At 74.3% G+C, this 19,967-nt stretch carries 17 protein-coding genes; 14 read left to right on the forward strand and 3 right to left on the reverse strand.

Annotated elements, in window-relative coordinates; translation table 11 throughout:
* Window positions 1-30 precede the first annotated feature (30 nt).
* The 10 genes from EDJALFJO_RS18655 to EDJALFJO_RS18700 all read left to right on the forward strand — a co-directional run bounded on the left by EDJALFJO_RS18655 (window position 31) and on the right by EDJALFJO_RS18700 (window position 12,916).
* Window positions 31-552 carry a hypothetical protein gene (locus EDJALFJO_RS18655; protein ID WP_088287820.1) on the forward strand — a complete coding sequence of 174 codons (522 nt, stop codon included), beginning with the start codon at window positions 31-33 and terminating at the stop codon, window positions 550-552.
* Window positions 549-2,252 (forward strand): AAA family ATPase, encoded by a 1,704-nt coding sequence (locus tag EDJALFJO_RS18660; RefSeq protein WP_198950436.1) that lies wholly within the window; start codon window positions 549-551, stop codon window positions 2,250-2,252. The genes EDJALFJO_RS18655 and EDJALFJO_RS18660 overlap by 4 nt, the downstream gene beginning before the upstream one ends.
* Entirely contained in the window at window positions 2,249-3,676 is a 1,428-nt protein-coding gene (locus EDJALFJO_RS18665) for a hypothetical protein (RefSeq protein WP_088287821.1), read from the forward strand. Before EDJALFJO_RS18660 ends, EDJALFJO_RS18665 begins: the two co-directional genes overlap by 4 nt.
* Window positions 3,673-4,707 (forward strand): glutamate ABC transporter substrate-binding protein, encoded by a 1,035-nt coding sequence (locus EDJALFJO_RS18670; RefSeq protein ID WP_088287822.1) that lies wholly within the window; start codon window positions 3,673-3,675, stop codon window positions 4,705-4,707. The genes EDJALFJO_RS18665 and EDJALFJO_RS18670 overlap by 4 nt, the downstream gene beginning before the upstream one ends.
* Entirely contained in the window at window positions 4,704-6,080 is a 1,377-nt protein-coding gene (locus EDJALFJO_RS18675; RefSeq protein ID WP_198950437.1) for a hypothetical protein, read from the forward strand. The genes EDJALFJO_RS18670 and EDJALFJO_RS18675 overlap by 4 nt, the downstream gene beginning before the upstream one ends.
* Complete coding sequence (locus EDJALFJO_RS18680) at window positions 6,077-8,395, forward strand: serine/threonine-protein kinase (RefSeq protein WP_088287823.1); 2,319 nt, start codon at window positions 6,077-6,079, stop codon at window positions 8,393-8,395. Before EDJALFJO_RS18675 ends, EDJALFJO_RS18680 begins: the two co-directional genes overlap by 4 nt.
* The gene (locus EDJALFJO_RS18685) at window positions 8,392-9,630 is read left to right on the forward strand and encodes a PP2C family serine/threonine-protein phosphatase (RefSeq protein ID WP_088287849.1); all 1,239 of its coding nucleotides are present in this window, start codon (window positions 8,392-8,394) and stop codon (window positions 9,628-9,630) included. The genes EDJALFJO_RS18680 and EDJALFJO_RS18685 overlap by 4 nt, the downstream gene beginning before the upstream one ends.
* Before the next feature lie 57 nt (window positions 9,631-9,687).
* Entirely contained in the window at window positions 9,688-10,968 is a 1,281-nt protein-coding gene (locus tag EDJALFJO_RS18690; protein WP_088287824.1) for a VWA domain-containing protein, read from the forward strand.
* A gap of 5 nt (window positions 10,969-10,973) precedes the next feature.
* Window positions 10,974-11,780: an FHA domain-containing protein gene (locus EDJALFJO_RS18695; protein ID WP_088287825.1), complete on the forward strand. Its 807-nt coding sequence runs from the start codon at window positions 10,974-10,976 to the stop codon at window positions 11,778-11,780.
* A gap of 179 nt (window positions 11,781-11,959) precedes the next feature.
* On the forward strand, window positions 11,960-12,916 hold the full coding sequence (locus EDJALFJO_RS18700) for a malate dehydrogenase (protein ID WP_088287826.1): 957 nt from the start codon (window positions 11,960-11,962) through the stop codon (window positions 12,914-12,916).
* Window positions 12,917-12,977: 61 nt separating this feature from the next.
* Here EDJALFJO_RS18700 and EDJALFJO_RS18705 read toward each other — a convergent pair whose 3' ends face one another.
* Window positions 12,978-13,826, reverse strand: a complete 849-nt coding sequence (locus EDJALFJO_RS18705; protein WP_088287827.1) for a helix-turn-helix transcriptional regulator — start codon at window positions 13,824-13,826, stop codon at window positions 12,978-12,980.
* A 445-nt stretch (window positions 13,827-14,271) separates the two neighbouring features.
* Here EDJALFJO_RS18705 and EDJALFJO_RS18710 point away from each other — a divergent pair, with 445 nt between their 5' ends.
* Window positions 14,272-14,985 carry a TIGR03086 family metal-binding protein gene (locus EDJALFJO_RS18710; RefSeq protein ID WP_088287828.1) on the forward strand — a complete coding sequence of 238 codons (714 nt, stop codon included), beginning with the start codon at window positions 14,272-14,274 and terminating at the stop codon, window positions 14,983-14,985.
* Between the two features lie 76 nt (window positions 14,986-15,061).
* Here EDJALFJO_RS18710 and aqpZ read toward each other — a convergent pair whose 3' ends face one another.
* The gene (aqpZ, locus tag EDJALFJO_RS18715) at window positions 15,062-15,814 is read right to left on the reverse strand and encodes an aquaporin Z (protein ID WP_088287829.1); all 753 of its coding nucleotides are present in this window, start codon (window positions 15,812-15,814) and stop codon (window positions 15,062-15,064) included.
* Between the two features lie 249 nt (window positions 15,815-16,063).
* Between aqpZ and EDJALFJO_RS18720 the strand changes: the two genes are divergently transcribed.
* The 3 genes from EDJALFJO_RS18720 (at window position 16,064) to EDJALFJO_RS18730 (ending at window position 19,030) form a co-directional block, all read left to right on the forward strand.
* Entirely contained in the window at window positions 16,064-16,714 is a 651-nt protein-coding gene (locus tag EDJALFJO_RS18720) for a fasciclin domain-containing protein (protein ID WP_088287830.1), read from the forward strand.
* 187 nt (window positions 16,715-16,901) lie between these two features.
* Entirely contained in the window at window positions 16,902-18,119 is a 1,218-nt protein-coding gene (locus tag EDJALFJO_RS18725; RefSeq protein WP_088287831.1) for an NADP-dependent isocitrate dehydrogenase, read from the forward strand.
* A gap of 203 nt (window positions 18,120-18,322) precedes the next feature.
* Window positions 18,323-19,030 (forward strand): hypothetical protein, encoded by a 708-nt coding sequence (locus tag EDJALFJO_RS18730; protein ID WP_143448652.1) that lies wholly within the window; start codon window positions 18,323-18,325, stop codon window positions 19,028-19,030.
* A gap of 17 nt (window positions 19,031-19,047) precedes the next feature.
* On the opposite strand, the gene purU is transcribed toward EDJALFJO_RS18730, so the two are convergent.
* Window positions 19,048-19,941: a formyltetrahydrofolate deformylase gene (gene purU / locus EDJALFJO_RS18735; RefSeq protein ID WP_088287833.1), complete on the reverse strand. Its 894-nt coding sequence runs from the start codon at window positions 19,939-19,941 to the stop codon at window positions 19,048-19,050.
* Window positions 19,942-19,967 lie beyond the last annotated feature (26 nt).

Raw genomic sequence — 19,967 nt, forward strand, 5'->3', positions numbered from 1 at the left:
GCGCACCAACGGAACAGGGGAGCTCGAGCGGTGTCGTGGTGGCAGGACCTCGTGGGTGCTCTCACGGGCCGGGGCACGGAGCGGGAGCCCGCGATCGTGCTCCCGGCCGCGCCCACGAGCGCGGACATCGTCGCGGCGGTCGACGGCATCGGCCCGCGGATCGCGGGCCGGGTGCCGGACATCATCGTCGCCCGGGTCGACCGGATCGCGCAGACCGTCAAGGAGACCGTGCCCCGGCTCGGTGACCTCGGGGCGGGCAGCCGGGACGCGCACTCGGTCATGGCGACCGCGACGAGCTACCTGCCCGAGGCGCTCGAGGCCTACCTGCGGCTGCCGCGCTCGTTCGCCGACCGCCGCCCGGTCGACGGCAACAAGACCTCGCTCATGGTGCTCGTCGACCAGCTCGACCTGCTCGCGGTGACGATGGAGAAGATCCGGGACGCCGTCTACCGGGCCGACGCCGAGGCGCTCGTCGCCCACGGCCGCTTCCTCGCGGAGAAGTTCGGGCACAGCGCGGACGGCGGCAGCCTCAACGTCGGAGGGACCCCGTGACGACACCGCCGGGCGGCACCCGGCCCGCCCTGTCGCTCTCGGCGGCGCTCACGGCCCTCGAGTCCGTGGCCCGCGGCGCCGGTCTCGCGGACGGCGCCGCGCGGGTCGAGGGGGCCGCGCTCGCCGCCGCGCTCTGCGAGTCCGCGCCCCGGGCCCCGCAGGCCTGGGCGGAGGAGCTCGGTCGCCCGGTCGGCGAGTTCTTCGACGCCGCGTCGTCCGCCCGGCGCTGGCGGCAGGCCCCGACGGCGCTGCTGTCGGGTCTCGTCGAGACCGGCTCCCCGCACGCCGCGGACTACGCGCAGGCCCTCGTCGACGTGACGACCGCCGCGTGCGGCCTCGGCGAGCCGAGCCTGCGCGTCGTCGCGAACGCGGGCGTCACGGCCGCGGCCCAGCTCGGCGCGGTCGGGCGCAGCGCGCCGGGCGCGTTCCCGGGGATGCCGGCGCCGGGCACGACCGCGCCGGACGTCGGGCAGTGGCGGCCGGGGCAGGTCACGTTCCCGACGCCGGTGCTCACCGGCTTCGACTCCGTCCCCGACGTGTCCCAGGTGCTCGACGCGCTCCGCGGGGGCGGTCAGCAGCCAGGCTCGCAGCCCGGTCCGCAGCCCGGCGCCGTCCCGCCGTCCGACCCGCAGGCGACCGCGACGGCCGGCGAGCAGGAGAAGGCCGTCGCCACCGCGGCGGCCGCCGAGGCCGTGCCGGAGAAGACCCTCGAGGAGTGGCTCGCCGAGCTCGACGCGCTGACCGGCCTGACGACCGTCAAGGCCGAGATCCACCGGCAGTCGGCGGTGCTGCGGATCGAGCAGCTGCGCACGAAGCAGGGCCTGCGGAGCGCGACGATCACCCGGCACCTCGTCTTCAACGGCAACCCGGGCACCGGCAAGACGACGGTCGCCCGGCTCGTCGGCGGGATCTACAAGGCGATCGGGCTGCTCTCGACGGGCCAGCTCGTCGAGGTCGACCGCTCCGAGCTCGTCGCCGGCTACCTCGGGCAGACGGCGGTCAAGACGAGCGAGGTCGTCGCCTCCGCGATCGGCGGCGTCCTGTTCATCGACGAGGCCTACTCGCTCACCGGGGACCAGTACGGCGAGGAGGCGATCGACACCCTCGTCAAGGAGATGGAGGACCACCGCGACGACCTCGTCGTCATCGTCGCCGGCTACCCCGGCCCGATGGCGGAGTTCGTCGCGGCGAACCCCGGCCTCGCGAGCCGGTTCCGCACGACGATCACGTTCCCCGACTACACCGACGACGAGCTGGTCCAGATCTTCACCCGGCTGTCGTCCTCGCAGGACTACGACGCGACCCCGGAGTGCCTCGCGCGCTTCCGCGAGATCCTCGCCGCGACGCCCCGCGGGGAGGGCTTCGGGAACGGACGGTTCGCGCGCAACGTCCTGGAGTCAGCGATCGGTCGTCACGCGTGGCGGCTGCGCGACGTCGCGGACCCGACGGCGGACCAGCTCCGGCTGCTCCTGCCGGAGGACCTCGCGGACGACGAGCAGCCCGCCGCGGCGGCCGGCGCGGCGGCCGGCGCGGAGGACGGAACGAGCACCGGCAGCACGAGCACGAGCAGCACGAGCAGCACGAGCGACGGCACGACCGACCGCACGCACGACGGTCCGGACGGCGACGACGACGGGCCCGGCCCGTTCGACGTCCTCGGACCGGTGAGCAAGGGGGACATCGTGGGAGGCAGCACGTGAGCCAGACGAAGGCCCGGGGCAAGGGCAAGGGGCAGTCCCGCGGGCGGACGCCGTCCGGCCGGCCGGCCGCGGCGGGCGCGTCGGCCGTCCAGGTGCTGCCCGCGCCGGGCGGCCCGCAGAGCGCGACGCTCGCCGTCCCCGACATCTCGACCGTGGGCAGCCGGCTCGCCGGGCTCCTCTCCGGCTCGCCCGGCCGGCTGCGGATCGCCGCGGCGGTCTCCGCGCTCGCCTGCCTGCTGCTCGCCGTTGTCGGTGCGGCGGCCATGCAGTACCGGGCCAACGCCCTCGAGGAGGCCCGGTCGCACATCGCGCAGGTCGTCCGGGTGCAGAAGGCGCAGGCCGACCTGGTCCGTGCGGACGCCGCGGTCACCAACGGCTTCCTCGCCGGCGGGCTCGAGCCGGCCGCGCTGACCGCCGACTACGACGGCGCGGTTGCCGAGGCGGCGCGCCTGCTCGTCGACGCCTCGGCCGCGCAGCCCGACGACGCCGCCAAGCTCGCGCAGGCCAACCAGCTCCTCGCCGACTACACCCGCCAGATCGCCCAGGCCCGCGACAACAACCGGCTCGGCGTGCCGCTCGGCTCGGGCTACCTCGTGCTCGGCTCGCAGACGGTGCTCCGCGACCAGCTCCTCCCGCTGCTCGGCGGCGTCGTCACCGACAACGGCACGAAGATCGACGACGCGTACTCGGCGTCGTCCGCGGCCACGTGGTGGTTCACCCTCGGCGTCCTCGTGAGCGGCGGGGTGCTCGTCGGCACCCAGGTCTGGCTCGCCCGGCGCTCGCACCGGGTGCTCAACGTCGGCCTCGTCGCCGCCTCCGCCGCGGCGCTGCTCGCGATCGGCTCCGGCGCCGTGGTCCTCAGCTCGACCGGCCGCACCGCCCAGGACGTCCGGGTGACCTCGTACGCGGCGACGAGCGCGCTCACCACCGCGCGTGCGGCCGCCTACTCCGCCAAGGGCCTGGAGAGCCTCACGCTCGTCAAGCAGGGCGGCGGCGCCGCCTACGAGACGCAGTGGAAGGCGCAGGCGAAGGTCATCGGCGAGGCGCTCGACACGGCCCGGCTCTCCGGGGCGGACGTCGGGGCGGCACCGGCGGCGCTGGAGGCGTGGACCGCGACCCACCAGACGATCCGGAGCTTCGACGACGGCGGCGACTGGCCGTCGGCGGTCAAGGTCGCGACCTGGGTGGAGGGCGAGCCGGCACTCCCGGCGACGGCGAAGGGCCAGGCCTCGAACGTCCAGTTCGCCGCCCTCGTCGCCGCGCTCGACCCGGTGCTCGACGCCCAGGCGGCGAAGGCCTCGACGGACCTGGCGACCCCGTGGGGCGCGCTCCAGTTCGTCGGCTGGGGCACCCTCGTGCTCGGCATCCTCGCGGCGATCGCCGCGGTGGGCGGCATCTCGCAGCGGCTGGGGGAGTACCGATGACGACGACCCGGACGACGACCCGGACGGCCCGGCGACGGGCCGCGGTGCTCACGGCGCTCGCCGCGGCGGGAGCCCTGGCACTCGCCGCCTGCGGAGCGCCGTCCATCCCGGCGGACACCCCGGCGTTCACCGCGAGCCCGGCGGCGGCACCGACCGCGCTCGCGAAGCCGACGTGCACCGATGCGACGACGTCGTACGACCCGCTGCCGGCGACGTCCGGGAACGCGGCCTTCCCGGGCGGCAGCCTCCAGACAGCCATCAGGGACCGTGGACGGCTCGTGGTCGGTGTCTCGGGCGACTCGTTCCTCCTCGGCTCCCGCGACCCCAGGCGGCCGACGGTCTTCAACGGGTTCGACATCGACCTCGCGAGGGCCGTGGCCAAGGCGCTGTCCACCCCGGGCAGCGACGTCAAGGTCCAGTTCCGGGTCATCACCGCCGCCCAGCGGATCCCGCTCGTCAACGCGGGCGTCGACGGTGGCGGCGTCGACCTGGTCGCCCGGAACATGACGATGAACTGCGACCGCTGGGACCAGGTGGGCTTCTCGGCGGTGTACTTCGTCGCGAAGCAGCGCTTCCTCGTCCGGACCGACTCGCCGTCGAAGAGCCTCCCGGACCTCGTCGCCGCGCAGGCCCGGGTCTGTGCGCCGGCGGGCTCGACGAGCATCCAGCGGATGGTCGACCCGCAGTACGCCGGGATCGTCCCCGTCCAGGTCGACCAGCACACGACGTGCCTCGCGCTGCTCCAGCAGGGCCGGGTCGACGCGATCACCGGTGACTCGACGGTGCTCGCCGGGCTCAACGCCCAGGACCCGGACTACACCAAGGTCCTGGACGACGAGATCGGTGAGGAGCCGTACGGCCTCGCGGTCGACAAGGACCACCCGGAGTTCGCGCAGTACGTCAACGCGGTGCTCAAGCAGTACATCGCCAGCGGGCAGTGGCAGGCCTCGTACGACAAGTACTTCGCCAAGGCCCTCGGCGCGGAGCAGCCCCCGACCCCGCAGTACGGGCGGGAGATCCCGGCCTCGTGACCGTCCCGGCGACGAACCGCCCGGCTCCCGGCGCGCGCGCCGGGGCCGGCGGCGTCGCCGTGGCCCCGGCCGCCCCGGGGCGGCTCGGCGTCGCCGTCGCGGCCTCGGAGCTCAGCGCCTACCTCACGGCGCTCGGCGACTGGCGGGCCGACCGCAGAGGCGAGCTCGACCGGCTCGACGAGGCCGCGCTGCGGGCGACCGACCCGGACTCCTACACCGGCGACGTCCTGCTCTCCATGACGCTCTGGCAGGCGGTGAGCGACCGGTACGACCAGCTCGTCGCGACGTTCGACTCCGGCCGCGCGGACGCCGCGACCCGGGAGCGGATGTCGGCGCTGCTCCACGGCCGGCTCGACGCGGGCGCCCTGAGCGGGGCCGGGCTCGCGGTGAGCATCGTCGACGCCTGCCGGCTCTCCGACGCGCTCGCCGCCCAGCTGCGGGCGCGGCTGTCGTTCGACCCGCGGGCCGCGGACGCCGCCGCCCGGGTCGCCGCGCTGCGCGCCGGGATGGAGCGGCTGCGTGAGCTCGCGAAGGCCGAGCCCGGCGAGCTCGGCGTCGTCCAGCGCCTCACCGCCCGGGTCGACGACCTCGGCGAGGCCGCCCAGCGTGGCGCCGACGTCTCCGTGCAGCTCGACACCCTCGAGGCGGACGCCGCCCGCACCGAGCGGGACCTCATCGTCACCACCGCGAACCGCGGCCACCGGGCCCGCGAGCGTCAGGAGGCCGCCGCACAGGCCGCGGCCCGGGCCGCCGCGACCGCTGCCTCCCGCGCGCAGGCCGAGCGGCTCGCCGCCGAGCGGGCCGCCGCCGAGCTCGCCGCCGACCGGGTCCGCGCCATGAACGAGGTGGCCACCCTCGAGCACCGCGAGGACACGCTGCACGCGATCGTCGACCGGTGCGTCCGGGAGATCGCCCGGCCGCCGCGGTTCGCCGTCCCCGACCCGATGTCACTCGGCCCCGTCCCCGAGGACGCCGAGGGGGTCGCGGCGTTCCTCGCCCGGCTCGCGAACGTCGTCCGGGCCATGGACGTCGTCGAGGCTGCCTACGGCGGGCCCCTCGCCGAGCGCGACGAGCTCACCGCCCGGCTCGGCGGCTACGTGACGATGGCCCGCCGCCGTGGCGTCGACCGGGTGCCCGCCGTCGCCGCCGCGGGGACGGCGGCCCTGACGGCGCTGCGCGCCGTCCCGTGCGACGTCCCCGCCGCGCGGGAGCGGGTCGCGCTCTACCAGCGTCTCGTCCGTGAGACCTCACCACCGGCGCCACCACCGGCGCCACCACCGGCACCGGCACCGGCACCACCCGCACCGTCAGAACCGCCCGCAGCAGACCAGCCGGCCACCCCGCCGGCCGACGCCACAGGAGCGACGTCATGAGCGCCCAGCGCTGCACCCAGCCCGGTTGCACCGGCACGATCCTCGACGGCTACTGCGACGTGTGCGGGATGCCCGCGCCGGTCGGTGCCGGCGGGGCGAGCGCGGTCGGCGGCGCCGTCCCCGGTGCCGCGGCGCCGGCCCGCGGTGCGTCCTCGCTCCCGTCGTCCGTCCCGCTGCCGCCGACGTCGCTGCCCGCGTCGTCCGCACCGGTCGGCCCGACGTCCTCGACGCGGTCGTCGGTGACGTCGTCCTCGAACCGGCTCGCGAGCGCGCCGATCGGCTCGGTGCGCGCCAAGGGCACCCGGGCCACCCGCAAGGTCGGCACGAGCTCGACCCGGCTGCGCGGCGCCCGGCTCGGCGCCGGGCTCACGACCATCCCGCCGATCCCCGAGATCGACCCGAACGCCGCGATCATGAAGAACCCGCAGGTCCCCGAGGACCGGCGCTACTGCCCGTCGTGCGGCAAGCCGGTCGGCCGCACCCGCGAGGGCCGGCCCGGCCGCACCGAGGGGTTCTGCCCGAACTGCCGCACGCCGTTCGACTTCGCGCCCAAGCTCAAGCCCGGCGACCTCGTCGCCGGCCAGTACGAGGTCGCCGGCTGCCTCGCGCACGGCGGGCTCGGCTGGATCTACATGGCGCGCGACAAGAACGTCTCCGACCGCTGGGTCGTCCTCAAGGGCCTGCTGAACTCCGGTGACCCGGACGCGTACGCCGCCGCCGTCGCCGAGCGCCAGTTCCTCGCCCAGGTGACGCACCCGCTCATCGTCGAGATCTACAACTTCGTGCTCCACGAGGGCGCCGGCTACATCGTCATGGAGTACGTCGGCGGCACGAGCCTCAAGTCGATCCTCAAGGACCGGATGCGGGCCGCGGGCGGGCGCTACGACGCCATCCCGGTCGACCAGGCGATCGCCTACCTCGTCGAGATCCTGCCCGCGTTCCAGTACCTGCACGACCTCGGTCTGATCTACTGCGACTTCAAGCCCGACAACATGATCCAGGTCGGCGACGCCGTGAAGCTCATCGACATGGGCGGCGTCCGGCGGATCGGCGACATGGACTCGGCGATCTACGGGACGGTCGGCTACCAGGCGCCCGAGGTGCCGGACATCGGCCCGTCGATCGCCTCCGACATCTACACGATCGGCCGCACGCTCACCGTCCTCGTCATGGAGTTCCGCGGCTACCAGTCGACGTACGTCGCCTCGCTGCCGCCGGTCGCCGACGTCCCCGTCTTCGCCGCCCACGACAGCCTGTACCGGTTGCTGGCCAAGGCCTGCGCGCCCGACCCGGCCGACCGGTTCCAGTCCGCCGACGAGCTGCGCGTGCAGCTGCTCGGCGTCCTGCGCGAGATCGTCGCGGCGGCCGGTGACGCCTCGGTCGCGCTGCACTCGGCGCCGTCCGTGCTCTTCGAGGCGCCCGTCGTCTCCGGCGACGACCTGACGTGGGAGGAGCTGCCCGCGCTGCGCGTCGACACCGGCGACCGGATGGCGTCCTGGCTCGCGGCGCTGTCCGTCGCGGACCCCGCGGAGCGGGTCAAGGCGCTCCACCGGGCGCCCGAGGAGACCGTCGAGATCCATCTCGCGACGGCGCGTGCCGCCGTCGAGGCAGGCCGCTACGACATCGCCGACGGGGCGATCGCCAAGGTCCTCGCCGACGACCCCTGGGAGTGGCGCGCGGTCTGGCTCCAGGGCCTCGCCGCGCTCGCGAAGAACGACGCCGTCGCGGCCCGCGCGTCCTTCAACGCCGTCTACGGCCAGGTCCCCGGCGAGCTCGCGCCCAAGCTCGCGCTCGGCCTGGCGTGCGAGACGTCGGGGGAGTCGGACGTCGCGCAGTCCCTCTACGCGACGTGCGCGCGGACCGACGCGAACTACACCGCGCCCGCCGCGTTCGGGCTGTGCCGGCTGCGCCGCGCCCGCGGCGACCTCGACGGCGCGCTCGCCGCGCTCGACCTCGTGCCGTCGACGAGCCGGGCGTTCGTCGAGGCCCGCCGCCAGCGCGCGGGGCTGCTCGCGGCGTCCGGGCGCGGGCTCAACAGCCTCGCGGCCGCGATGGACAGCATCAGCGCCGTGACGATCGACCCGCTCGACCGGGCCCGGCTCACCGCGAACGTCCTCGACGTCGCGCTCGCGAAGGTGCTCTCGGACGGCGCGGACGAGAAGATCCGCATCGACGGACACGCCGCGACCGAGCCCCACCTGCGCGACGGCCTCGAGTCGGCCTACCGTCAGCTGGCGCAGATGTCCGACGACGGGGAGGAACGGGTGCGGCTCGTGGACCAGGCGAACAGGGTGCGACGGTGGACGCTGCGATGAGCGACGCACCCCAGGCAGCGGCGGAGGCAACCCCCGACGCAGCGGCACCGCAGGCCGATCCCCAGCCCGCACCCCAGGCCGCTTCCCAGGCCGCACCGCCGTCCGACGGGCAGCTCGAGTCGCCCGTCGAGCTCGACGCCCCGCCGCCGCCCGTCGCGGCGGTCGTCGACTGCCCGGTCTGCGGCACACCGACCTCGGCCGGCGAGGCGTTCTGCGAGAGCTGCGGCGCCGACCTCGGGCGCGGCACCCCGCTCGCCGAGGACACGCCCGACCCGGAGGCGGCCCCGATCGAGATCACCTCACGGAGCGTGCCCGCCGGCCCGGCCCGGGCGGCCGGGGTCGTCGTCGTCCTCCCGGACCTCGACGCGCGCGCCACCACGTGCCTCGCCTGCGGCGGGTCGGTCGCCGAGGACGGCTACTGCGAGCAGTGCGGCACGCCTGCGCGCCGTCCCCGCGACCACTTCGTCGAGCTGCCGGTGCCGTGGGTCGGCGGCGTCTGCGACAAGGGCATCCGGCACGCCCGCAACGAGGACGCGATGGCTCTCGCCGGGCGCCCGGAGCCCGCGTCCTGGGCGGCCGTCGTCGTCTGCGACGGGGTCTCCTCGGCCCCGCAGTCGGACGTCGCGGCGCTCGCTGCGTCCCGCGCCGCGCGCGACGTCCTCTCGGCGCCGGAGTCGGAGCCGCCGCTGACCGCCGACGAGCTGCTCACCCGGGCCGCTGCCGCGGCCAACGACGCCGCGACCAAGGTCGCCGTCGGCGTCAAGGGCCCGAACCCGCCGTCGTGCACGTTCGTCGCCGCCCTCGTCGAGTCCGGCCGCGCCGTCGTCGCCTGGATCGGCGACAGCCGGGCCTACTGGTTCCCGGACGGCGGCACCGCCGTCCAGATCAGCACGGACGACTCCTGGGCGGCCGAGGCGATGGCGCACGGCCTCTCCCGCGAGGAGGCCGAGAAGCTGCCGCAGGCGCACGCGATCACCCGCTGGCTCGGCGCGGACTCCCCGGAGGGCCCGCCCCGCACCGTGACCGTCGACGTGAGCGCCCCGGGCTGGCTGCTCGTGTGCTCCGACGGCCTCTGGAACTACTGCTCGGCCCCCGAGGACCTCGGCGCGCTGCTCACGGCGACCCAGGCCCGGGTCGGCGCGGAACCGGTCGCGCTCGCCGAGGCTCTGACCATGTGGGCGAACGAGCAGGGCGGCCACGACAACATCACCACTGCGCTGGTGCGCTGCGGCTGACCCGGCTGCGCGGGGCTCGGCACGGACACGACGCAACTCACGAGAGAGGCACTGACGATGGCGGACTTCGCCGCGGAGATCTACCAGAACGAGTTCCTGCCGGACGGCGGCACCGACGTCCACGCGATCGTCTCGGTCACGTGCACCGGGGCGGGCGCCGCGGGCGCGGCCGAGGGCGACGAGGCCGCGGAGATCATCATCGTCGACACGTCCGGCTCGATGGCCGGCGACAAGATCGTCGCCGCGCAGCGCGCCGCCGCCGTCGCCGTGGACCAGATCCTCGACGGCACGTGGTTCGCGGTCGTCGCGGGCACGGACGGCGCCGACCGAGCCTTCCCGTACCCGAACGCCGTCTCCCCGATGGTCCGGATGGAGCCCGGCGCCCGGGCCGCGGCCCGGCAGGCCGTGAGCCGGCTCGTCGCGGGCGGTGGGACGGCGATCGGCTCGTGGCTGCGGCTGGCCACCCAGCTGTTCTCCACGGTGCCCCAGGCCACGCAGCGGCACGCGATCCTGCTCACCGACGGCAAGAACCAGAGCGAGACCGACGAGGCGCTGCAGGCCGGCATCCGGCAGGCGAAGGGCGTCTTCCAGTGCGACTGCCGGGGCGTCGGCGCCGACTGGGACGTCTCCGAGCTGCGCGGGGTCGCCACGGCTCTGCTCGGCACGGTCGACCTCATCCCGGACACCGCCTCGATGGAGCAGGCGTTCGCCGACCTCATGCAGCAGGCGATGGGCCGGGGCGTCTCCGACGCCCAGCTGCGGGTCTGGGCGCCGCAGGGCGCGCAGGTGCTCTTCGTCCGGCAGGTCTCGCCGCAGGTCGAGGACCTCACCGCGCGCCGCACCGACCTCAACCCGCTCACCGGCGCCTACCCGACCGGCGCCTGGGGCGACGAGACCCGCGACTACCACGTCGCCGTCCGGCTCGCCTCCAAGCCGCTCGGCTCCGAGCAGCTCGCCGCGCGGGTCATGGTCGCCGTCCGGGACGAGGTGAAGAGCCAGGCGCTCGTCAAGGCGCTCTGGTCGGCCGACGACACCCTGACGACGCGGATCAACCCCGCGGTGGCGCACTACACCGGTCAGGCCGAGCTCGCCGAGGTGATCCAGGAGGGCCTCGCGGCGAAGGCCGCGGGCGACGAGGCGACCGCCACGACCAAGCTCGGGCGGGCCGTCCAGCTCGCCGAGGCGACCGGGAACGACGAGGCGACGAGCCGACTTCGCAAGGTCGTGGACATCGACGACCCCGCCACGGGTACGGTCAGGCTCAAGCGCGGCGTCGACAAGCTCGACGAGATGGCGCTCGACACGAGCTCGACGAAGACGACGCGGGTCAAGAAGTAGGGGCGATGGCGACGTACACCTGTCCCGAGGGGCACACCTCCTCGGCGGACGACTACTGCGACGTCTGCGGCGCGCCCATCGGAGGCGCCGCGGCCGGGGCGGCCGCGGGGGCGACCCCGCCGCCGCTCGCCCCGCCCTCGGGCACCGCACCGTCCGCGGCCCCGGCCGCGGGCGGGTCGTCGCTCGACCTCGACGCGCCGGCGTCCGGGGCTGCCGGATCCACGTCCGGCAAGCCGTGCCCGAACTGCCAGGCGGCGAACCTCACGGACGCGCTGTTCTGCGAGGACTGCGGCTACGACTTCACGACGGGGCAGATGCCGCGGGCGGTCCCGACGACGCCCGAGCTCGCACCGCTCGACCCGCCGGCCGGTGCGCCGGGCGGGCCGGCCGACGGCCCGGTCGAGTGGGTCGTCGAGGTCTGGGTGGACCCGGACTGGCACGCCGCCCAGGACGCCGCCGACCCGTGCCCCTCGCCGGGCATGCCGGTCGTCGTCCCGCTCGTCGGGTCGAGCCTGCTCGTCGGCCGGACGTCCGCGAGCCGGAACATCCACCCGCAGGTCGACCTCGGCACCGACACCGGCGTCTCCCGGCGGCACGCCCAGCTGACGACGGACGGCATGCGCTGGTTCGTCGAGGACCTCCAGTCGGCGAACGGCACGTACGTCGGGGCGTCCGGCGCCCCGCTGCCGACGACGCCCGTCACGCCCGGCCAGCGCACCGAGCTCGCCGACGACGACCGGGTGTACATCGGCGCGTGGACCCGCCTCGTCATCCGCAAGGCGACCCCGCAGGAGCAGGGCCCGACTCCCTGACGACCTGACGACCGTGCCCGGCCCGGCGCCGGGCACGGTCTGCGCGGGACGTCACACGCCCCGTGGCGAGAAGGGCTCTCCGGAGTCGCTAGCCTTGCCGACGGACGAATGCGGCGTCGCGCCGTCCAGGTACGGCTTGCCAGGCGCCGCCACCCGACGTGAAGGGGAGTGGCGCACCGATGGCGCGCAACGGCATCGTGACCGTGGTGGGAGCCGGGTTCTACGGCTCGACGACGGCCCAGCGACTGGCTGAGTACGACATCTTCGACAAGGTCGTGCTCACGGACATCCGTGACGGCTGGGCCGAGGGCCTGGCGCTCGACCTCAACCAGTCCCGGCCGATCGAGGGCTTCGAGACCCAGGTGGTCGGCAAGACGACCGGCACCGACGGCACCGGCTACGAGGCAATCCAGGGCTCGGACATCGTCGTCATCACCGCGGGCCTGCCCCGCAAGCCCGGCATGAGCCGGATGGACCTGCTCGGCGTCAACGGCGGCATCGTCCGCGGCGTCGCCGAGAACGTCGCGAAGCACGCGCCCGACGCGGTCATCATCATCGTGTCGAACCCGCTCGACGAGATGACGACGCTCGCCCAGATCGCGAGCAAGTTCCCGCACGAGCGGGTCATCGGCCAGGCCGGCATGCTCGACACCGCGCGGTTCTCCTACTTCGTCGCCGAGAAGCTCGCGGTGCCGGTCGGCGCCGTGAAGACCCTCACCCTCGGCTCGCACGGCGACACGATGGTCCCGGTCCCGAGCGCCTGCACCGTCAACGGCAAGCCGCTCGCCGACCTGCTGCCCGCCGACACGATCGAGGAGCTCGTCGTCCGCACCCGCAACGGCGGTGCCGAGGTCGTGGCGCTGCTCAAGTCCGGCTCGGCGTACTACGCGCCGTCGGCCGCCGCCGCCCGGATGGCCAAGGCCGTCGCCGAGGACAGCGGCGCCGTCATGCCCGTCTGTGCCTGGCTCACGGGCCAGTTCGGCATCAGCGACGTGTACCTCGGCGTCGAGGCCGAGCTCGGCAAGGGCGGCGTCCGCTCGATCGTCGAGCGCGACCTCACCGAGACCGAGGTCGCCGGGCTCAAGGAGGCCGCCGCCGCGGTCAAGGCCAAGGCCGCGGACGTCGCGTCCCTCTGACCTCGTCAGCACCCGGAGGACCTGTCCGCTGTCTGCGGGCAGGTCCTCCGCGTCGTCCGGGTCAGACCGTCGTCAGGCTGCGGGTGTACGCGGCGGGCGTCGTGCCGAGGTGGGACCGGAAGTCGCGGACGAGGTGGGCCTGGTCGGCGTAGCCGAGGTCGGCGGCGAGCGCGGCCCACACGACGTCGTCCCCGCCCGCGGCCCGGTCGGCCGCCTCGACGATCCGCCAGCGCCGGATCACCCACGCCGGGCTGACCCCGAGCGCCTGGGAGAACATCCGCTGCAGGGTGCGGACGCCGACCCCCGCGTGCGCGGCGAGCTGCTCCACCCGGACGACGGACCGGTCGTGCTCGGCGACCGCGGCGACCGCCGTCACCTCGCGGGCCAGGGCGAGCGCCGCCGCCGGCCGGCGGCCGACGACCTCCTCGAGGACGGCGCGCAGCGCCGCGACCCGGGCCGGCTCGTCGCCCGCGCGCTCGACGGTCGCGGCGACTCCGGGGACGCCGATCGCGTCGTCCATCGGCACCTCGGCGTCGGTGAGGGTGTGCGCCGGGCGGTCGGTGAGCGCACCGAGCCCGCCGGACGTCTTCGCCGCGACGGTCCAGCCGTCGCCGACGAGCCGGCGCTCGTCGAGCCGGCGGTGCACGCCGTAGACCCGCGCACCGGCCGGCTTCATGACCCGGCCCGCCCGGTCGACCGTGCCGACCGACAGGTGCGACCCGGGGTGGGTGAGCACCTTCTGGACGTGCTCCATGCCCTCCGGCAGGTCGTAGGCGACGGCCCAGAACCAGTCGACGAGGCCGTCGAGCGCCTCACCCGGCGGGTACCGCTCGAGCGAGACGATCGTCCGCATGAACGCGGGGTCGACGATGCCCCGGGTGTCGTCGGGGCCGGGGACGGAGGACCGCATCGCTCCACGGTAACCGCGCCGTCCGACATCGCCCGCGGCGATCGTCGCGGCACGTCCGGGCGGCGTCGCGCCGCTCCCGTCGCGCAGGTGCTTGCTCTGCCATCACCAGCGAGCCGGCATCGCGCACCCGCCTGCTCCGCCCTCACGGCCGAGCCGGGACGTCGTCGCGGCAGTCGGTGCAGCCCGCTGCACGTCCTGGCGTGCATCGGTCTGCAGCCATCGGTGCAACGAGGCTGGCCGCGAGCTCGGGTCGGTGATCGGGTCCGTCTCATCGCGATCACGACACTGAGGACCCGAGCACGGACCCGAGCACGGACCCGAGCACGGAACCGAGCACGCACACGAAGGGCGATCCGGCCGCTTGGGGACGACGGCCCCGGCGCTCCTGCTCCGCTGTGTCGCGAACTTTCAATCCGCGCGCGGACGGCGTCCCTAGGCTCGCTGCATGACCGCTGACACGAACGCACAGACCGACGGCACACAGACTGAGAGCACGCAGACCGACATTCCCTTCTTCCCCGCGCCGGCCCCAGCGGCCCTGGCCGACCCGGGCACCGCGCGGGAGCTGCTCCTGCCCGTCCTCGACAGCCTCGCGGCCGTCGTCGCCGCGATCGGGGACGACGACCTGGCCCGCCCGACGCCCTGCCGCGACTACGACGTCGCCGGGCTGCGCGACCACGTCCTCGGCTGGCTCGACCTCTTCGGCGCGGCCTTCGCCGACCCGGCGCGGGCGACGACCCGGCCCGACCCGGAGCAGTTCCACGCCGCCGACCTGCCGACCGCTGCCTTCCCGGCCCCGCAGGACGTCGTCCGCACCGCCGCCGGCCGCTTCGAGCAGGCGCTCGCCGGCGGCGTCCTCGGCGGCGAGGTCGTCATGTCGCAGTCCCGGATGACCGGCCCGGCGGCGCTCGGCATGGTCCTCGGCGAGTACGTCGTCCACGGCTGGGACCTCGCGACCGCGACCGGGCAGGCGTGGACGCCCCCGCAGCAGGCCGTCACCGTCGCGCACGAGTTCTTCGGCGGTGTCGTCGCGCCCGAGTACCGCGGCCCCGACGGCGGCTTCTTCGACGCCGAGGTCGAGGTGGGGGACGACGCACCCGCCCTCGACCGGTTGCTCGGCTTCGCGGGCCGCGACCCGCAGTGGACGCCGACCGGCTGAGCCGTTCAGCGCCTCAGAGGTAGATCCGCCTGCATATGCACGCCGATCTACCTCTGAGGCGCATGACGGGCCGCCGTCAGGAGGCGGCGGCGCGGGTCTCGCCCTCGAGCTGAGCGGTGACCCGCTCGCCGGTGATGAGCGCGTACGTCGCACCGGCGATCGCGGCCCCGACGAGCGGCGCGAGCCAGAACAGCCACAGCTGCCCGAGCGCCCACGAGTCGGTGAAGAGCGCGACGCCGGTCGAGCGGGCCGGGTTCACCGACGTGTTCGTCACCGGGATCGACACGAGGTGGATGAGCGTCAGGGCGAGGCCGATCGGGATCGGGGCGAACCCGACGGGGGCCCGGCCGTCCGTCGCGCCGAGGATCACGTAGAGGAACACCGCCGTGAGCACGATCTCGACGACGAGCGCCGCGGTGAGCGAGTAGCCGCCGGGGGAGTGGTCGCGGTAGCCGTTCGCGGCGAAGCCCGACGCGCCCGCGTCGAAGCCGTCCTGGCCCGACGCGACGACGAGCAGGACGCCGCCGGCGACGATCCCGGCGACGACCTGGGTGACGACGTACGCGGCGACGTCCTTCCACGGGAAGCGCTTCGCGACCGCGAGCCCCAGGGTCACCGCCGGGTTGAAGTGGCCGCCGGAGACGTGCCCCACCGCGTAGGCCATCGTCAGCACCGAGAGGCCGAACGCGAGCGCGACGCCGAGCAGGCCGACGCCGACGTCCGGGAAGCCGGCGGCGAGGACGGCCGTCCCGCAGCCGCCGAAGACGAGCCAGAACGTGCCGAGGAACTCCGCGCCGAGGCGGGAGGAGAGGGCGGGGGTGGCAGCCATGGAGGACCTCCGGGGCGAGAGCGGCTGTCTCTGGGTGATCCAATGTGTCGCTGATCCCATGGTTTGACCAGGCTTCACGCGGTGACACCGGCGTGTCGCTGTCGGTGCAGGTCGTGTCGTCCGGGTGCCAGGCCGGAATCGACCGCAAACGGAGGTGATCGGGTGCATCCGGGCGCCGTGGCAGGCCCGAAGTAGGGGCACGAGGAGCCGGCGACGGCGCCGGACCCGCTCCCCGACGAAGGGACCCCCATGAACCTCCGACGACGTCTCGCCGCAGCGGCCGCCTCCGGTGTCGCATTCGCCCTCGGAGCGACCGTCCTGGCCGCCGCACCGGCCTCCGCGACGACCACGGCACCGGGCACCCGCTCGCTCGCCGCCGTCCTGCTCTCGGACGGCAACCAGTTCGACCGCAACTGGAACGACTACGACATCGTCACCGAGGCCGTGCTCGCGGTGCTCGCCGCCAAGCCGAGCTCGCCGGTCAAGGTCGTCACCGACGGCAACGTCGCGCTCACCGCCTTCCTCCCGCGGGACGACGCCTTCCGCCGGCTCGTCAAGGACCTCACGGGCACCCGACCCAAGACCGAGAAGGCGACGTTCGAGGCCGTCGCGGGCCTCGGCATCGACACTGTCGAGACCGTCCTGCTCTACCACGTCGTCCCGGGGGCGACGATCACGCGGGCGCAGGCGCTCAAGGCCGACGGCGCGAAGCTCACGACGGCGCTCGGCAGCACCGTGAAGGTCGACGTCACGAAGCGGCACGGCAAGCGCGTCATCAAGCTCGTCGACGCGGACCGCACGGACCGCAACCCGCGGGTCGTCAAGGCCGACATCAACAAGCGGAACCAGCAGATCGCGCACGGCGTCGACCGCGTCCTGCGCCCGCTCGACCTGCCCTGACCGGACGGCGGGCCGCCGGCCGCCGGGGACACCCCGGTCGGCGGCCCGCACCTGCCGTCCGTCGACGTCACACCGCCCGCGGACGGCGCCGTGCGCGGGCGTCGATAGGCTGCGCGTCGGAATCAGTGCCGCGGCACGGCCCCACCCGGCCGGTGCCGGCGCGGACAGCGTCGAAGGAGTCGTGTCAGTGTCGAAGATCAAGGTTGCCGGGCCCGTCGTCGAGCTCGACGGCGACGAGATGACCCGCATCATCTGGCAGTTCATCAAGGACCGGCTGGTCCACCCGTACCTCGACGTCGACCTGCGCTACTACGACCTCGGCATCGAGCACCGGGACGCCACCGACGACCAGGTGACGATCGACGCCGCGAACGCCATCAAGGAGCACGGGGTCGGCGTCAAGTGCGCGACGATCACCCCCGACGAGGCCCGCGTCGAGGAGTTCGGCCTCAAGAAGATGTGGGTCTCGCCGAACGGCACGATCCGCAACATCCTCGGCGGCGTCGTCTTCCGCGAGCCGATCATCATCAGCAACATCCCGCGGCTCGTCCCGGGCTGGACCAAGCCGATCGTCATCGGCCGCCACGCCCACGGCGACCAGTACAAGGCGACGAACTTCAAGGTCCCCGGCGCCGGGCAGCTGACGATCACGTTCACGCCCGAGGACGGCTCCGAGCCGATCCAGCACGTCGTCGCGAACTACGGCCCCGACGGCGGTGTCGCGATGGGCATGTACAACTTCAACAAGTCCATCGAGGACTTCGCACGCGCCTCGTTCGCCTACGGCCTGCAGCGGGGCTACCCGGTCTACCTGTCGACGAAGAACACGATCCTCAAGGCCTACGACGGCGCCTTCAAGGACATCTTCGCCGAGATCTTCGAGACCGAGTACAAGGCCGACTTCGAGGCCGCCGGCATCACGTACGAGCACCGCCTCATCGACGACATGGTCGCCGCCGCGATGAAGTGGGAGGGCGGCTACGTCTGGGCGTGCAAGAACTACGACGGCGACGTCCAGTCCGACACCGTCGCGCAGGGCTTCGGCTCGCTCGGCCTCATGACGAGCGTGCTCATGACCCCGGACGGCAAGACGGTCGAGGCCGAGGCCGCCCACGGCACGGTGACCCGGCACTTCCGCCAGCACCAGCAGGGCAAGCCGACGTCGACGAACCCGATCGCGTCGATCTACGCCTGGACCGGCGGCCTCAAGCACCGCGGCAAGCTCGACGGCACCCCCGAGGTGACGGCGTTCGCGGAGACCCTCGAGCGGGTCTGCGTGCAGACCGTCGAGCAGGGCAAGATGACGAAGGACCTCGCCCTCCTCGTCGGCCCGGAGCAGGGCTGGCTCACGACCGAGGACTTCCTCGCCGCGCTCGACGAGGGTCTGCAGGCCGCCACGAAGTGACGGCGCGTCGCCCGGCCTGACGCACCGCGCACGAAGGGTCCGGTCCCCGGCGGGGACCGGACCCTTCGCCGTCCGGAAGGGCCGTTCGAGGTGCTGTGCTGCACCGGCCGCGGCGCATATGCTGCGCTCGATCGTCGTCCGGCCGCCCCCGTGACGAGCAGGTGCACCGGCCGTCGTGGCCGGTCCTCACGGTGCGAGGCGGCATGAGCGACGGAACCGTCCCTGGATCGCGCGCTGCGGCCGCCGGCCGTCCGCTGCGGCTGGTCGCCTGGGGGCTGCTCGTGGCCTTCGTCGACCTGCGGGTCGGCTGGTTCGACCTGCTGCCGGACGTCGTCGGCTGGCTCCTCGTCGCCGTCGGCGTCCGCAGGCTCGCGGCAGGACGCGCGCCCGGCCCCGGCGCGCCGGTGGCGTACGTCGCCGCCCTCGTCGCTGCGGTGCTGAGCGTCGTCGACCTGGGGCTGCGGGTGCTCACGGACGGTGCCCGCAGCGACGCGTGGTCGTTCGTCGCGGGCTCCGGCGGGTTCGCACTCGGCGGCGAGGTCTTCTCGCTCCACGCCGTGGCGACCGTGCTCGCAGTCCTCACCCTCACGGGCGTCGTCGCCGGGCTCGCCGAGCGCGGCGGGGACGACGTCGCGACCCGGCGGTGGATGCGGCTGCGGCTCGTCTACGTCTGCACGGCGCTGCCGGGCCTGGCGATCTGCCTCCTCATGCTGCTGGGCCTGGGCAGTGCTGCCGGCCTCGTGCTGTCGTCGGTGCTCGTCATCGTCGGGTACGTCGTCTACGCGCTCGTCGTCCTGCGCGCCTTCCGGGACTCCCGCCGGCCGTGGGCGCTGCCCGGGGACGCCGTCCCGCCGCCTGTCGACGGCCCGGACGCGACCGCCGCCGCGGATCCTGCATCGATCACCGCGTAGCGCCGGGTGAGCCTGCGTCAGCGGAAGACGACCGTGCTCGCCGCGTTCAGGAGCACCCGGTGCTCGGTGTGCCAGCGGAGGGCGCGGGAGAGCACCTGCGCCTCGACGTCGCGACCGGCCGCGGCGAAGTCGTCGGCGCTCATCGCGTGGTCGACCCGCAGGACGTCCTGCTCGATGATCGGGCCCTCGTCGAGGTCCGGCGTCACGTAGTGCGCGGTCGCGCCGACGAGCTTGACGCCGCGGCGGTGCGCCTGGTGGTACGGCTTGGCGCCCTTGAAGCTCGGCAGGAACGAGTGGTGGATGTTGATCATCCGGCCGGGCATCGAGCCGCACATCTCGTCCGAGAGCACCTGCATGTAGCGCGCCAGGACGACGAGCTCGACGTCCAGCTCGCTGACGAGCCCGCGCAGCCGGGCCTCGGCGGCCTCCTTGCTGCCGGGCTCCTTCGTCACGGGCACGTGGTGGAAGGGCACCCCGTAGAACTCGGCGAGCGGCGCGAGCGCGGTGTGGTTGCTGACGATCGCGGGGACGTCGATCGGCAGGCTGCCGTTGCGGGCCCGGAAGAGCAGGTCGTTGAGGCAGTGCCCGCCGAGGCTGACCATGACGAGCGTGCGGGTCTTGCGGGCGGACTGGTGCACCTGCCACGTCATCCCGAACTTCTGCGCGACCGGCTCGACCGCGGACCGGAACCCGGCGCCGAAGGCCGAGACGTCGGCGTCGGGGAGCGGTGCTGCGGCACCCGGGCGGGCCGCGGGCGCGACGGCGACGCGCATGAAGAAGGTGCCGGTGCCCGGGTCCTCGAACTGCTGGCTCGAGGTGATGTTGCCGCCGGCGTCGACGATCGCGCCGGTGACGGCGTGGACGATCCCGGGGGTGTCGGGGCAGGACAGCGTCAGCACGTGCGTGGTCACGTCGTCGAGGCTACCGGCGGCGGGTC

Origin of the sequence: Kineosporia sp. A_224 (assembly GCF_002198655.1) — a bacterium.
Classification (GTDB): domain Bacteria; phylum Actinomycetota; class Actinomycetes; order Actinomycetales; family Kineosporiaceae; genus R-H-3.